This window comes from Caenispirillum salinarum (assembly GCF_044803115.1).
Classification (GTDB): Bacteria; Pseudomonadota; Alphaproteobacteria; order Rhodospirillales; family Rhodospirillaceae; genus Caenispirillum; species Caenispirillum salinarum_A.
Window position 1 is genome coordinate 783,826 of sequence record NZ_CP085224.1, and the last position, 12,838, is coordinate 796,663.

General features: G+C 68.1%; 15 protein-coding genes. 4 read left to right on the top strand and 11 right to left on the bottom strand.

Translation table 11 applies throughout. The annotated features are described in order from the left end of the window. Positions 1 to 193: 193 nt before the first annotated feature. A complete protein-coding gene (locus LG334_RS03630; protein WP_009541928.1) occupies positions 194 to 610 on the bottom strand; it encodes a MucR family transcriptional regulator in 417 nt (138 codons plus the stop codon). Between the two features lie 89 nt (positions 611 to 699). Between LG334_RS03630 and LG334_RS03635 the strand changes: the two genes are divergently transcribed. Then, entirely contained in the window at positions 700 to 966 is a 267-nt protein-coding gene (locus LG334_RS03635; RefSeq protein ID WP_404383379.1) for a sulfurtransferase TusA family protein, read from the top strand. Positions 967 to 999: 33 nt separating this feature from the next. Here the strand turns inward: LG334_RS03635 and LG334_RS03640 are convergent, their stop codons facing one another. From LG334_RS03640 to LG334_RS03660, 5 genes are all read right to left on the bottom strand, one after another. Beyond that, entirely contained in the window at positions 1,000 to 1,479 is a 480-nt protein-coding gene (locus tag LG334_RS03640; protein WP_404383381.1) for a GNAT family N-acetyltransferase, read from the bottom strand. Then, positions 1,476 to 2,150, bottom strand: coding sequence for a tRNA (adenosine(37)-N6)-threonylcarbamoyltransferase complex dimerization subunit type 1 TsaB (gene tsaB, locus LG334_RS03645; protein WP_404383383.1), 675 nt, complete (start codon positions 2,148 to 2,150; stop codon positions 1,476 to 1,478). The genes LG334_RS03640 and tsaB overlap by 4 nt, the downstream gene beginning before the upstream one ends. Before the next feature lie 13 nt (positions 2,151 to 2,163). Next, positions 2,164 to 2,721, bottom strand: a complete 558-nt coding sequence (gene ddpX, locus LG334_RS03650) for a D-alanyl-D-alanine dipeptidase (protein WP_404383385.1) — start codon at positions 2,719 to 2,721, stop codon at positions 2,164 to 2,166. A gap of 10 nt (positions 2,722 to 2,731) precedes the next feature. Beyond that, positions 2,732 to 3,328, bottom strand: a complete 597-nt coding sequence (locus tag LG334_RS03655) for a malonic semialdehyde reductase (RefSeq protein WP_404383387.1) — start codon at positions 3,326 to 3,328, stop codon at positions 2,732 to 2,734. A gap of 161 nt (positions 3,329 to 3,489) precedes the next feature. Continuing rightward, a complete protein-coding gene (locus LG334_RS03660) occupies positions 3,490 to 3,714 on the bottom strand; it encodes a hypothetical protein (RefSeq protein WP_404383389.1) in 225 nt (74 codons plus the stop codon). A gap of 14 nt (positions 3,715 to 3,728) precedes the next feature. Between LG334_RS03660 and LG334_RS03665 the strand changes: the two genes are divergently transcribed. Then, a complete protein-coding gene (locus LG334_RS03665) occupies positions 3,729 to 4,118 on the top strand; it encodes a type II toxin-antitoxin system VapC family toxin (RefSeq protein ID WP_404383391.1) in 390 nt (129 codons plus the stop codon). A gap of 7 nt (positions 4,119 to 4,125) precedes the next feature. Here LG334_RS03665 and LG334_RS03670 read toward each other — a convergent pair whose 3' ends face one another. Together LG334_RS03670 and lepA are read right to left on the bottom strand one after the other, a co-directional pair. Then, positions 4,126 to 4,779, bottom strand: a complete 654-nt coding sequence (locus tag LG334_RS03670; protein ID WP_404383393.1) for a MarC family protein — start codon at positions 4,777 to 4,779, stop codon at positions 4,126 to 4,128. A 77-nt stretch (positions 4,780 to 4,856) separates the two neighbouring features. Continuing rightward, positions 4,857 to 6,659, bottom strand: a complete 1,803-nt coding sequence (gene lepA / locus LG334_RS03675; RefSeq protein ID WP_404383395.1) for a translation elongation factor 4 — start codon at positions 6,657 to 6,659, stop codon at positions 4,857 to 4,859. A gap of 200 nt (positions 6,660 to 6,859) precedes the next feature. On the opposite strand from lepA, the gene LG334_RS03680 reads away from it, so the two are divergent. Next, complete coding sequence (locus LG334_RS03680) at positions 6,860 to 7,987, top strand: sensor histidine kinase (protein ID WP_404383397.1); 1,128 nt, start codon at positions 6,860 to 6,862, stop codon at positions 7,985 to 7,987. 12 nt (positions 7,988 to 7,999) lie between these two features. On the opposite strand, the gene LG334_RS03685 is transcribed toward LG334_RS03680, so the two are convergent. After that, on the bottom strand, positions 8,000 to 8,866 hold the full coding sequence (locus LG334_RS03685) for a type 1 glutamine amidotransferase (protein ID WP_404383399.1): 867 nt from the start codon (positions 8,864 to 8,866) through the stop codon (positions 8,000 to 8,002). A 232-nt stretch (positions 8,867 to 9,098) separates the two neighbouring features. Between LG334_RS03685 and LG334_RS03690 the strand changes: the two genes are divergently transcribed. Beyond that, entirely contained in the window at positions 9,099 to 9,800 is a 702-nt protein-coding gene (locus LG334_RS03690; RefSeq protein WP_404383401.1) for a response regulator, read from the top strand. Here LG334_RS03690 and LG334_RS03695 read toward each other — a convergent pair. Then, the gene (locus LG334_RS03695; RefSeq protein ID WP_404383403.1) at positions 9,797 to 11,698 is read right to left on the bottom strand and encodes an AsmA family protein; all 1,902 of its coding nucleotides are present in this window, start codon (positions 11,696 to 11,698) and stop codon (positions 9,797 to 9,799) included. The genes LG334_RS03690 and LG334_RS03695 overlap by 4 nt on opposite strands. Before the next feature lie 152 nt (positions 11,699 to 11,850). Beyond that, the gene (locus tag LG334_RS03700) at positions 11,851 to 12,756 is read right to left on the bottom strand and encodes a bacteriohemerythrin (protein ID WP_404383405.1); all 906 of its coding nucleotides are present in this window, start codon (positions 12,754 to 12,756) and stop codon (positions 11,851 to 11,853) included. Positions 12,757 to 12,838: the final 82 nt, after the last annotated feature.

Here is a 12,838-nt window from a genome sequence, read left to right on the forward strand (position 1 = left end):
AGGCTGCTGTTCGAAGAGGATGCCGGGCGTTTCCGACCCCCGGAGCGGCCCCGTCCGGGCGCATCGTTGATGGCCGACACCAAGCCCGGGGCGGGGCAGAACGGCCTCCCGGGCGTGCAATGCCCCATCGGCGCATGGTGCCGACGACCCGCCGGACAACGAACGGCGCCCGGCGGGTCGGCTTGGCGGCGTATTACTCGGCGCCCTTGCGGCGCGCCTTGGTGCCCAGGCCGATCTTCTTCGCCAGGGACGAGCGGTGCTTGGCGTAGTTCGGCGCGACCATCGGATAGTCGGCGGGCAGGCCCCAGCGCTCGCGGTATTCTTCCGGCGTCATGTTGTAGGCGGTCTTGAGGTGGCGCTTGAGCATCTTGAGCTTCTTGCCGTCCTCGAGGCAGATGATGTAGTCGGGAGTCACCGACTTCTTCACCGGCACGGCAGGCTGCGGCCGTTCCTGCGGAACAGGCGCGCTGCCCACGTTGTTTAGTGCGCGGTGGACGTCGACGATCAACTGCGGGATATCGTTTACCGCGACGGTATTGTTACCCAGGTGCGCAGCCACGATATCGGTGGTCAGCTCCAGCAGTTCCTTATCGGTTATTGCTTCGCTCATTTGCGGTCAGTACCTCATATTCGAACGGTGGACCACATATAATTGAACCTCGCGAGCTTGGCAATGGTTCTTGAAAGAAGGATAAGAGATTGGGTATTGGCGCGACCAGTAAATCAGATCGGACCCTCGATATAACCCAAGAAGTCTGCCCGCTCACATTCGTGAAGGCGAAGCTTGCCGTGGAACGAATCGCGCCGGGCGAGGTCTTGGAAATTCGTCTGCGGGGAGACGAGCCCTTGGAGAACGTCCCTCGGTCCTTGGTCGATCTGGGACACGAAATCCTGTCGCTGGACCCGGATCCGGCCGATCCGGCGGGCGGCGCGCACGTTCTGAGGGTGCGGAAGGCAAGGGCCTGACCGGGCCGCCCGGCCAGGCCCGCGGGGGCTGGCTCAGGCGACGGCGCGGGCCATGACGATGGCGTCGGCGCGGGTGCCGTCGGGGCGCGCGTAATAGCGCTTGCGCCGGCCGACTTCCTCGAAGCCGAGCGCGTGGTAGAGCGCCACGCCGGGGGGGTTGTCCACGGCCACTTCCAGGAACAGCCGTCCGGCGCCGCAGGTGGCGGCCTCGGCAGCCGCAGCCCGCACGAGGCCGCGCGCCAATCCCTTGCGCCGGACGCTGGGCAGGGTGCCGATGGTCAGGATCTCCGCCTCGTCGGCCACCGCGCGCGCGACCACCAGGGCCACCGGCTGCGGCCCCTCAGCCCCTGCGACCTGCGCCACCCAGCCGAAGGTGCCGGGCGTCTCCAGCAGGCGCGCAAAGGCCCCCTCGTTCCAGCCCGCGTCCCGGCCGAAAGCGCCCTGGTGCAGCATGGACAGGACGCGCGCGTGCGCCGGACCCACGGCGACCAGTTCGAAGGCTTCGGCCATCATGGCCGCAGCCGCCCGCCGTTGACCGGCAGCGTGGCGTCGGGCGGGCGGATGTACAGCGCGCCCGGCGGCGCTTCAGGAAGCGCTTTGGCGGCCGCCAGCCCGGCGACCACCGCGGGGTCGGGCAGGGTGAGGTCGGGACCGGCGTCGATGCAGCCCGCCGGCAGGTCGCCCAGCATGGCGACTGCGTCGCCCACCACCACCGCCGGCTGCTCCGTCAGCCGTGCCCGCAGGGCCTCCGGCTCGGCGGACTCGGGCGGGCCCAGCGGCGAAATGTCGGGTCCGAACCACTGCAGGAACAGGTCGGCCCGCTTGCTGTCGATCACCGCCAGGACGGGCCGGTTGCCCCTCAGTTCCGCCGGTACGGCGGCGGCCAGGGCCTCGGTGGTGGTGATGCCAATCACCGGCCGGTCCGCCGCCACAGCCACGGCGCGGGCCGTCGCCAGGCCGACCCGCAGGCCCGTGAAGCTGCCGGGCCCCTGGGTGACGGCGATGCGGTCGAGATCGGCATAATCGGCAATGCCGGCCTCCGCCATCACCGCCTGCATCAGCGGCACCAGGGCCTCCGCTTGGCCGCGCGCCATGGGCTGGCGGCGGGCGGCCAGGGTCGCGCCGTCGCGCCAGACGGCGGCGGAGCAGGCGGCCATGGCGGTGTCGAGAGCGAGGATCAGCACGTCCGGCGCCGCCTCACATCATGGCGCTGCCGGCCGCCGCGTCCGTCAGGACGGGGTAGCGGGCGCGCGCGTTGAACAACTGGTAATGCCACCATTCGACCCTGTAGAAGTCGAACCCGGCGGCCGACATGATCCCCAGCAGGGTGAAGCGGTTGCGCTGCGCCTCCTGCGACACCTCGGTGGAGCCGTGGTAGGAGGCCTTCACCATCTCATCGAAGCCGGTGCCCATCTCCAGCGCCTTGCCCGTGGCCGCGTCGACGAGGGTGAGGTCGACGGCCGCGCCCATGCTGTGCGGCGATCCCCGCCGCGGGTCGGCCAGGAAGTCGGCGTTGGGCGTGTGGTTCCAAAGCACCCACTGGGCCTCGGCCGGGCGGAAGGCGTCCAGCACGCGCAGGCGCAGGCCGATGGCGGCGGCCAAACGGCTCGCCTCGGCCAGCTTGTCGGCGGCCTCGGGCACAAGGTGGCAGGCGGCGCGGCGGTAGACCGGACGTCCCGTGAAGTTGCGGTCGGTGGCGTAGACCAGGTCCAGCTCGACGCCGAAGCGGTCCTCGGTGATCTCTGTCAGCAGCATGATCGCGTGATTACTCGATGACGCAGGCTTCGTCAAAGGCCAGGCGCGGGCCGCGCGGGCCCAGGGACCCCCGGTCGCCGTAGCCGATGCTGACCAGCATGTTGGACTTCACCCGTCCGTCGGGGAAAAATTCGGCGTCGGTGCGGGCGCGGTCGAAACCGCTCATGGGGCCGCAGTCGAGGCCCAGCGCGCGGGCGGCGAGGATCATGTATCCCGCCTGCATGCTGGAATTGCGGAACGCCGTCTCCTCGATCAGCGGCGGGTTGCCGGCAAACCAGGCGCGCGCGTCGGTCTGCGGGAACAACTCGGGCAGCCACTCGTAGAACTGGGTGTCGTAGCCGACGATGGCGGTCACCGGCGCGGCCATCACCGCCTCCAGGTTGCCCGGCGACAGGCAGGGCTTGAGGCGCTCCTTGGCCGCGGCGCTTTTCACGAAGATCACCCGCGCCGGCGAGCAATTGGCGCTGGTCGGGCCCAGCTTCCACAGGTCGTAGAGGCGGTGCAGCAGATCCTCGGGCACCGGCGCGTCGCGCCAGGCCTTGAAGGTGCGGCCGTTGCCGAAGACCTGGTCGAGGGCGGCATCGGACAGGGGCGCTTGCTCGGGCACACGGACCTCCTCGGGCTGAAAGCGGATGGGCTGGCGGAAGACAACCGTCCGCCCCAATGTGAGGCGGCGGGCGCATGATGCAACCGCGTGCGGCTGGTGTACAATGGTGATGGCGACGCGCGATTCGTTGGAAGTGAGAGATGGGCCGGTTCGAAAACCCCTTAACTGCTGAGGATGGCGGAGGAATACGCCAGCACCATCGGCCAGCCGGTGGAAGAGGCCATGAAGACGGCCCTGCGGCTGGCGATGGAGACGCAGCCCCGACAGCGCGGGCCGGAGGAAAGGGCCCGGCGCTTGGCGGCCATGCGGGAAATTGCTGATCGCTGTGCGGCGCGTCCGGATTTCGACACCAGGAGCCGGACGAGATCATCGGATACGACGAGCATGGGCTGCCTTCCTGATGATCGTGGATGGTTCGGCGCTTTTTGCGTACCTCTTCAAGGAGCCCGAGTGGGAGTCGTTCGAGGCCGCACTTTTTGAGGCGCCGAGTTGCGCAATGTCTGCGGTCACATTCCTGAAAGCGTCCATGGTTCTTTGGGCGCGAAAACAGGAAGGCGGGCTTGAGGACCTTGATGCATTCGTGGGGAAAGTCGGGATCGCAATCATTCCCGTCGATCACGCCCAGGCCCTGGCCGCGCGCGAGGCGTTCGTGCGGTTCCGCAAGGGCCAGCATTCCGCGCGGCTGAACATGGGCGGCTGCTTTTCCTACGCGCTCGCGAGGATCACCGGGCGGCCGTTGCTCTTCAAGGGCGACGACTTCAGCCGCACCGAAATCGCCGCCGCCGTCTGAATTCTGCTCACCCCGCCGGATAGATCGCGGTGATGCCCGAGATCACGGTCTGGGTCGCCAGCGCCGCCAGCACGATGCCGAGCACGCGGCTGACCGTCAGGATCAGCGTCTGCCCCAGCGCCTTCTGCACCCAGCCCGACGCCATGAACAGAACCGCCGAACCCGTCAGCACCAGGGCAGAGGCGGAAATGACCGTCAACTGCCCCTCCACGGACTCGCCGTAGCGGTCCATCATCAGCATGATCGTCGTGATCGCACCGGGCCCCGCCATCAGCGGGATCGCCAGCGGGAAAACGGCGATGTGGCGGATTTCCTCTTCCTTGTCGCTGTCCTCCTCAAGCTCGTGGCTGGCCTCGTCGGCGCGCTTGGCCTTCCGCTCGGTGCGCTTTTCGAACAGCATCTCGAAGGCGATCCAGAACAAAAGCGCGCCGCCGGCGATGCGGAAGGCCGGCATCTCGATGGACAGCGCGTTCAGCACCAGTTCGCCGAAGTAGGCGAAGAAGACGATGATGGCAAAGGCGATCAGGCATCCGCGAATGGCGATGCGGCGCTTGGTCTTGCCGTCGAACTTCATGGTCAGCCCGATGAAGATGGGCACCAGACCGATCGGGTCGATGACGACGAAGAACACCACCAGGGCGTTGAGAAGGATTTCGATCATGGGAAGGGGTCCGAAACGCGGGCGGGGGAGCCCGTGGACTCCCCCGCGTCATGTTGCTGAACGAGCGTTCAGCGCCGTCAGTTCTGTTCCATTTTCAGCGCGTTGATGAAGGCGGTCTGCGGGATTTCCACCTTGCCGAACTGGCGCATCCGCTTCTTGCCCTCCTTCTGCTTGTCCAGCAGCTTGCGCTTGCGGCTGACGTCGCCGCCGTAGCACTTGGCGGTCACGTCCTTGCGCATGGCCGGAATGGTCTCGCGCGCGATGACCTTGCCGCCGATGGCGGCCTGGATGGGCACCTTGAACAGGTGGCGCGGAATCAGGTCCTTCAGGCGGCCGCAAATGGCGCGGCCGCGGAACTCCGCCTGGCTGCGGTGGGCGATGAAGGCCAGCGCGTCCACCGGCTCGGCGTTCACCAGAATGCCGACCTTGACCAGGTCGCTCTCGCTGTACTCGTCAATCTCGTAGTCGAAGCTGGCGTAGCCCTTGGAGATGCTCTTCAGGCGGTCGTAGAAGTCGAACACGATCTCGTTGAGCGGCAGCTTGTAGACGGCCATGGCGCGGTTGCCCGCATAGGTCAGGTCAAGCTGGATGCCGCGCCGCTCCGTGCACAGCTGCAGGATGGGGCCCAGGAACTCGTCGGGGACCATGATGGTGGACTTGACCCACGGTTCCTCGATGTAGTCGATCTTCATGACGTCGGGCATGTCGGCCGGGTTGTGCAGCTCGATCATCGACCCGTCGGTCATGTGCATCTTGTAGACCACCGAGGGCGCGGTGGTGATGAGGTCCAGGTCGAACTCGCGGTCCAGCCGCTCCTGGATGATCTCCATGTGCAGCAGGCCCAGGAAGCCGCAGCGGAAGCCGAAGCCGAGCGCCGCCGACGATTCGGGCGTGTACTCGAAACTGGCATCGTTCAGCCGCAGCTTCGACAGACTGTCGCGCAGGTGCTCGAAGTCGCTGGCATCGACCGGGAACAGGCCGCAGAACACCACGGGGATGGAGGGCTTGAAGCCCGGCAGCGCCTTGTCGGCGGGGCGGCCGTCCTCGGTGATCGTGTCGCCGACGTTGCAGTCCGCCACCGACTTGATGCCGGCGGTGATGTAGCCCATCTCGCCGGCCGACAGGACGCCGGTGTCCTTCATCTTGGGACTGAAGACGCCGACGCGGTCGACGGGGTGCGTGGCGCCCGTCTGCATCATGCGGATCTTCGCGCCCTTCTTCAGCGTGCCTTCCTTGACGCGCACCAGGATGATGACGCCCAGGTACGGGTCGTACCAGCTGTCCACCAGCATGGCCTTCAGCGGCACGGTGGTGTCGCCCTCCGGCGGCGGCAGGCGGGTGACGATGGCTTCCAGCACGGCTTCGATGTTGAGGCCGGTCTTGGCGGAGATTTCCACGGCGTCGGTGGCGTCGATGCCCACCACGTCCTCGATCTGCTCCTTCACCCGGTCGGGCTCGGCGGCCGGCAGGTCGATCTTGTTGAGCACCGGGATGATCTCGTGGTCCATCTCGATGGACTGGTAGACGTTCGCCAGCGTCTGGGCCTCCACGCCCTGGGAGGCGTCGACCACCAGCAGCGAACCCTCGCAGGCCGCCAGCGAGCGGCTGACCTCGTAGGCGAAGTCCACGTGGCCCGGCGTGTCCATCAGGTTCAACTGATAGGTCTTGCCGTCCTTGGCCGTGTAGTCAAGGCGCACGGTCTGCGCCTTGATGGTGATGCCGCGCTCGCGCTCCAGGTCCATGGAGTCCAGGACCTGCTCCTTCATCTCGCGTTCAGTCAGGCCGCCGCACACCTGGATCAGGCGATCGGCGAGCGTGGACTTGCCGTGGTCGATGTGGGCGATGATCGCGAAGTTGCGGATGTGGGACAGGTCGCTCATGGAGACTTCATGTTGCTGAAAGGATGGCCGCAACATAGGCGCTTCCGCGTCCGACAGCAACGGCCGACGCACGCACTCCCACCCTTGCGCGTTTTCCAGGCAGCGGGAAACGATCCGTCCCGGACGGCGCGACACGGTTTCCCGCGCCGCGCGACTGTGCCAGCATGGTCCCACGAGACACGGAGGGACACGTCTTGGATATGCCCGATCTGACCGCCGCCGTGGTTGATGCTCTCCCCATGAGCGGATGCCTCGTCGACCAGGAGGGCGTGATCGTCGCCGTCAGCGACGAATGGCGCCGCTTCGGTGAAGAGAACGGCAGCCTGGATGCCGATTTCGGCCTGGGCACCAACTACGTCGCCATCTGCGGCGCGTCATCCGATGCCGCCATCCGCGCCATCGGGCGCGGCGTGAAGTCGGTGCTGGACGGCGACCGCGAGGAATTCCGCCATGTCTACTCCTGCCATGCACCGTGGGAGGTGCGATGGTACCGCGTTTCCTGCCGTCACGTAAAGGCGGAGGGCCGGCGCATGGCGCTTGTGGTGCACACCAGCATCACCGGCGAGGTCCTCAAGGGCAGCATGGCGAAGGAGGCCGAGCGCGACATCGCGCGCCTGGGCGCGGAACGGGCGGAGCTTCTGCAACGCCTGTCCGATGAGCTTCGCGCACCCCTCAACACCATCATTGGTCTGTCGGACATGCTGTCGCAGGCGGTGTTCGGACCGCTGGGCAATGCCCGCTACGAGGACTACGCCGCCGAAATCGGCGGGTCAGGCCGGCGCCTGCGGGCGCTGGTGGATGATGTGGTGGAACTGTCGCTGATGGACGGCGGCGACTTGCCGCTGCGCGAGGACACCATCGACCTCGCCGCCCTGTGCGACGACATTGCAGAGGAATGGGGAGAGCGGGCCGAGGGGCGCCGTGTGGAAATATTCCCGTGGGCGCCGGGCGACCTGCCGCCGCTGCGCGCCGATGCCGGCCGGGTGCGCCAGATGATCGACCATCTGCTCGACAACGCCCTGGACGCCGCACCCGAGGACAGCCGGGTGACCCTGGAGGCGGCGGAGGACGCCGCCGGCTGCCTGACCGTCACCGTCACCGACGTCGGCGCGGGCCTGCCGCGCAACGACCCCATGCGCCTGACCGAGCCGTTCTACAAGGCCGCCGGTCCGGCCGTGGACCCCGACCATCCGGGCCTCGGACTGGCGTTGACGCGCGGGCTGATCGAGGCGCACGGCGGCCGCCTCATGCTGCGTGCGCGGCCCAAGCGCGGCACCGCCGTGACCCTTCGTTTTCCCCAGACCCGCAGCCTGCGGGCGGCGGGGTAGGCGGGGCGCCGGTCAGCGCCGCCGCACGATTTCCGGCAGGACCCGGTAGTCGATCCAGTTCTTGATCTCGCGCAGGCGCACGGCTTCGTCCAGCACGTCGGCGTCGATTCCCAGCTGCCAGCGCAGGTCCCTGCGGCCCGCCGGGTCGGCGTTCAGCGCATCAAGCTTGGCGACGAACTCCTCGCAGGCGGCGACGCTTGCGAACCAGCCTTGCTCGGTCAGGGGTTCCGCATAGCGCAGGCAGATGTGGCCGATCTCGTGCAGGTCGTATTCCGGGTGGTACTGGATGCCCCAGAAGCTGCCCCGGCCGTGGCGGATTTCGGCGGCCTGGACATGGCTGTGATCGTTGGATGCCAGCAGCGTCGAATCCACCGGCAGGGTCTCCACCTCGTCCTGGTGGATGCACACGGCCTCGAACACCGGCCCCTTGCCGGCGAACATGGGGTGCGCCCTTCCGGCCTCGGTCAGGCGGATCTTGCGGGCGATGCCCAGTTCGCGGCCGGCGGGATGCTTGCGCACCACGCCGCCGGCGGCCACCACCGCCACCTGCAGCGCCCAGCACGAGCCGAAGAAGGGTACGCCGCTGTCGTAGACCTCGCGCGCCAGCTCCACCTGGCGCATCACCGGTGGGTCGGTGTTGTAGGCGTTGAGGGCCGAGCCGGTCCAGGCGACGCCGTCATAATCCCGCAGTTGCGCGCCCGAGGGCAGGGTGCCGTCGGGGTCGGCCGGGCGCACGATGTCGCACACCGCCCCCGGGTGCAGGGTCTGCAGCGTGCGGGCGTACAGCGGGCCGAAAGGCGTGGCGCCGGCCTTCTCAAGGGCCTCGCTGGCCTCCTTGACGTTGCCTTCCACCACAAGGAACCGGGGCGTGCTCGACATGGTCGTCCTCTCGCTTTGGCACGAAACGGGCCGGATCGTGACGCAGAGAGGTAAGCGCGGATGGCCGCCGCCGCCAAGAGCCAATTTTTCGGTCGGCGTTCTACCACTTTCGTGCGAAAAATAGTCGCGCCGCGCCCTATGCAATGGTATTAGGGGGTCGGGCTTAAATGAGCAGTCCCGCCGCATTCCCCCATCGCGGCGGTACTGGGGGCAGTACGTGGGGTTTCCAGTCATGCGCATCGTCATCGCGGACGATCATTCCATCGTTCGGACCGGTCTGCGGCACCTTCTGGCCGAGGCGACTCCGAAGGCCGAGGTCGTAGAGGCAGCCAGTGGCGACAACCTCCGGTCCATCCTTGCTGCCGTGGCGGAGCAGGGCGCGACGTCGCCCGACCTCTTGATCCTGGACCTGAAGATGCCGGGCATCCGCAGCCTGGAGGACGTGCGCGAGATCGTGCAGATGGCCGGGCGGACGCCGGTGCTGGTGTTCTCCATGCTGGACCAGCCCGACGAAATGCGCGCGGTTCTGGCGCAGGGCGTGAAGGCCTTCGTGCCGAAGTCCACCGACCAGAAGCTGCTGGCCAATATCATCAGCCTGGTCCTGGCGGGCGGCACCTATCTGCCGCCGGTCCTGGGCGGGCTGGAGCGCGGCAACGGCGACGGCCGGCCCGTCCCCCTGCACACGTCGGCCGGGCGCTTCATGGAAGGGGCGCTGGACACGCTGCCGGCGGGGCTGACGAAGCGTCAGCAGGACGTGCTGCGCCTGCTGGCCGAAGGCCTCTCCAACCAGGAAATCGGCGAGCGGATGGGGCTGAACCTGTCGACGGTCAAGAGCCACGTCACGGGCATCCTCAAGGCCCTGAACGTGGGCAGCCGCACCCAGGCGGTGCTGGCGCTGCGCCGCAGCCGCGACACGGCCTTCAGCGACCGCTAGCCGCCTTCGTCCTTGCGATCGTTTGCGTCTTCGGCGGTCCCGTCTTCCTGTTCGGCCACCGTTTCGTCCAGGGCTTGGCGGCACCCGCCTTCCGCGCCGACGCTGGTGTCGATGAAGGGCGCCACCGCGGCCACGGGCGTCAGAACCGTTCCCAGCGCCACCGCGCCCAGCCCCTGCAGAACGGTGCTCGCCACGCCGCCGGCCTCGATGCTCGGATCGCTGATCGGCCCGGTCACATGCACGGGACCGTCATAGGCGAGGGTAACGGCGCCCTTCGGGTCCATGGTGAAGGCCAGATCCAGGGTCAGGTCCCGCAGGTCGATGGCCCCGTCGCCGCGCACAACGGCGGCCTCGGTGTCGGCGTAAAGCGCGGTGGCCTCGGCGACGCCGTTCGACACGTCGAAGCCGGCGGCGGCGCAGCGGATGGCGGTGGCGTCATCCTCCTGCGGAATGAAGAGCCCCGTCAGGTCGGAAAGGCCGATCTGCGCCATCTCCAGCCACTGGCGCGTCAGGCGGCCGTCGGACAGAAGCAGCGCCACGCGGCCGGAGAGGTTGCCCCGCATGGCCTCCACCGTCGCCCCTGATGATTCCAGGTCCACGGTACCGCCGAAGACACCGCGCACGGCCTCCACCCCGGCCAGCGGATTCAACTCCAGGCGGTTCAGTTCCAGCGACACCGCGACCGTGGGCGGTGATCCGGCGGCCAGTTCGGCGCGGCCCTGCATCCGTCCGTCACCCACGCCGGCCATCAGCGGATCGACGGTCAGCCGGCCGTTCTCGAGCCTCGCCTGGATGCGCGCATCCGGCAGGGCGCGGCCCGCCACCACCAGTTCATCGGCCTTGAGCGTCACGTCGGCGCGGTAGGCGCGCAAGGCCTCGGCGGGGATCTGCGCCGGGCCCTCCGACACCCCCGGTTCGCCCAGCACGGCGGCGATGTCGGCGACCTCCATGTGCCCGGAGGACAAATCGACGGTCAGCCGGGTCGGCCCGCCATCTGCCGCCGGCTCGACGGCCACCAAGCCCGCGACCGCGCTCTCGCCGATGGTGCCGGAGGCATCGGAGAACTGCCAGCGGCCGTCGGTCAGCGTCAGCCGTCCGGCCAGGTCGTAGGGCGGCGAGGTGGGCAGGCCGCCGCCAACCAGTTCGCCCAGCCCCGCCAGGCTCGGACCGGCGCCGGCGATGGTGAGGTCCAGCCCCGTCGGTGCCGGCAGGCCGGTTGCGGTGCCCTGGAGGCTGACGTCATGGCCGCCCGCCGTGACCTCGGCCTCCAGCGGCCAGGGTGCGCGCCCGCGCAGCAGGACCAGCAGATCGCCGCCGGTGCCGGAGGCTTCTGTCTCCCGTTCCTTGTAGGTGCCGCTGGCGTCGTAGGCCGTGCCGTCGGCCGTGGTCGAGAGCGTGCCGGTCAGGTCCGTGTCCTGGCCGGGATCGCGATAGCGGAATCGGCCGTCGTCGACCGTCAGGCGGTCCAGGTCCCGGCCGCTGTCCCCGCTCCCCTGGCTCTGGCCGCCGCCCAGGCCGGCCACGTCCCAGGTTGTGCCACCGTCCCCGTTGCGCGCGAGAAACAGGCGCGGCTGGTCGAGGCCGATTGCGACGGGCTTGAGCGAGAACGACCACAGCGCATCGGCGCTGAAGGTCACGCGCAGGGTCTGCGCCTGCAGCAGCCACGGTTCCTGCGCCCAGGCGGGGTTTGCGACGGCCACATCCTCGGCCATGATCGCCGGTGGATCGAAGACGGACAGGTCCACCGAGCCGTCGATCTGGACCTGACGGTCCAGGCGCGCGCTCAGGCGGTTTTCCAGAAGAGGTTCAAGCCAGAAGGCAGGGAAGGCCAGCGCCACCGCCACCCCGGTGACGAGCACCAGGGCCGCGACGCCCACGACCTTGAGCGCAGGTTTCATGACCACCGTCCGGAGGTTGCAACGGGACGTGCCCGGTCAACGGCTGGATCGGCGTGCGGTTCGGTCCCATGCGGCGGTCCATCCGGTGGTCACCCGGACGGAGGATCGGGCGCCCGCCCCCTTCTGCGGCGCCCTGCCTTGCGGTCTGCCCGTCAGGCGCGGGCGGCCTGGGCCTTGGCCGGCGGCTGGCGCACGGGTATGAGCATGTCGCCCATCTGGCGGAACGGCAGCGGCTGGCGCAGGTGGCGCTCGATGCGTCCGCGGACGGTCTTGGCCGCCAGCGGCTTGACCACCAGATCGTGCACGCCGGACTGGGTGGCGCGCAGCAGGTAATCCTTGGTGATCTCGTTGGACGGCATGAGGATCACCAGCGTCTTCGGATTGACACCGTGCTTGCCCGAGCGCACCGCCTTGGTGAAGGAGATGCCGTCCATCGGCTTCATGCCGTCGTCCACCAGCACCACGTCCACCGGAAAGTTGGCCATCATGTCCAGGGCCTCGTGCCCCGACTTGGCCTCGTGGATATGGGTGACGCCCAGAGTGTTCAGCAGGCTGCGCAGCAGCGACCGGAAGTTGAACTGGTCATCGACGATCAGCACCGACAGCTTGGACCACTGGATCTCGCCCCGGCCGGTCGCCTGCTGCACCAGCTCGGTGGAGCCGTTGTGCGCCAGCAGGTGCTGGGCCAGCGCCTTGTCGGACTTCAGGATGTGCTGGGTGATCCATACCTTCAGGAAATTCATCAGGTCCTTGGCCGTGGCCTCGCCGGCCTGATAGCGGCGGCTCATCTCGCTGACCTGCTTGACCAGGACGGCATGCTCGCGCAGGTGGCCGGGCGACTGCTCGTAGCCGGTCTGCTCCATGAGCTGCTGTTCGCGGCCGAAGTGGAACTCGGTGTAGTCCACCAGCACGTTGAGCACGCTGCCGATCGCATCCTGGTCATCGCCGTGCGCCAGCGAGTCGGCCAGCATGTTGATCTGGTCGATCAGGATCTTGTGGTCGTCGTCGATGAGTGCGAAGCCGACCTTCAGATGCTCGGAAAAGTCGAGAAATGCCATGAAATCCCCCACAAAGCCCATGCGCCCGGCGAGACGTTTGTCGTCTTCTGTCCGCAAGCGCCCCCTGTCGTTCTTGGACATT

Excerpts from the sequence above, each read along its gene's own strand:
- LG334_RS03700 (WP_404383405.1), bottom strand. The coding sequence starts at position 12,756 with ATGGCATTTCTCGACTTTTCCGAGCATCTGAAGGTCGGCTTCGCACTC.
- LG334_RS03670 (WP_404383393.1), bottom strand. The coding sequence starts at position 4,779 with ATGATCGAAATCCTTCTCAACGCCCTGGTGGTGTTCTTCGTCGTCATC.
- lepA (WP_404383395.1), bottom strand. The coding sequence starts at position 6,659 with ATGAGCGACCTGTCCCACATCCGCAACTTCGCGATCATCGCCCACATC.
- LG334_RS03685 (WP_404383399.1), bottom strand. The coding sequence starts at position 8,866 with ATGTCGAGCACGCCCCGGTTCCTTGTGGTGGAAGGCAACGTCAAGGAG.
- ddpX (WP_404383385.1), bottom strand. The coding sequence starts at position 2,721 with ATGCTGCTGACAGAGATCACCGAGGACCGCTTCGGCGTCGAGCTGGAC.
- LG334_RS03690 (WP_404383401.1), top strand. The coding sequence starts at position 9,099 with ATGCGCATCGTCATCGCGGACGATCATTCCATCGTTCGGACCGGTCTG.
- LG334_RS03630 (WP_009541928.1), bottom strand. The coding sequence starts at position 610 with ATGAGCGAAGCAATAACCGATAAGGAACTGCTGGAGCTGACCACCGAT.
- LG334_RS03695 (WP_404383403.1), bottom strand. The coding sequence starts at position 11,698 with ATGAAACCTGCGCTCAAGGTCGTGGGCGTCGCGGCCCTGGTGCTCGTC.
- LG334_RS03640 (WP_404383381.1), bottom strand. The coding sequence starts at position 1,479 with ATGATGGCCGAAGCCTTCGAACTGGTCGCCGTGGGTCCGGCGCACGCG.
- LG334_RS03660 (WP_404383389.1), bottom strand. The coding sequence starts at position 3,714 with ATGCTCGTCGTATCCGATGATCTCGTCCGGCTCCTGGTGTCGAAATCC.
- LG334_RS03665 (WP_404383391.1), top strand. The coding sequence starts at position 3,729 with ATGATCGTGGATGGTTCGGCGCTTTTTGCGTACCTCTTCAAGGAGCCC.
- LG334_RS03680 (WP_404383397.1), top strand. The coding sequence starts at position 6,860 with ATGCCCGATCTGACCGCCGCCGTGGTTGATGCTCTCCCCATGAGCGGA.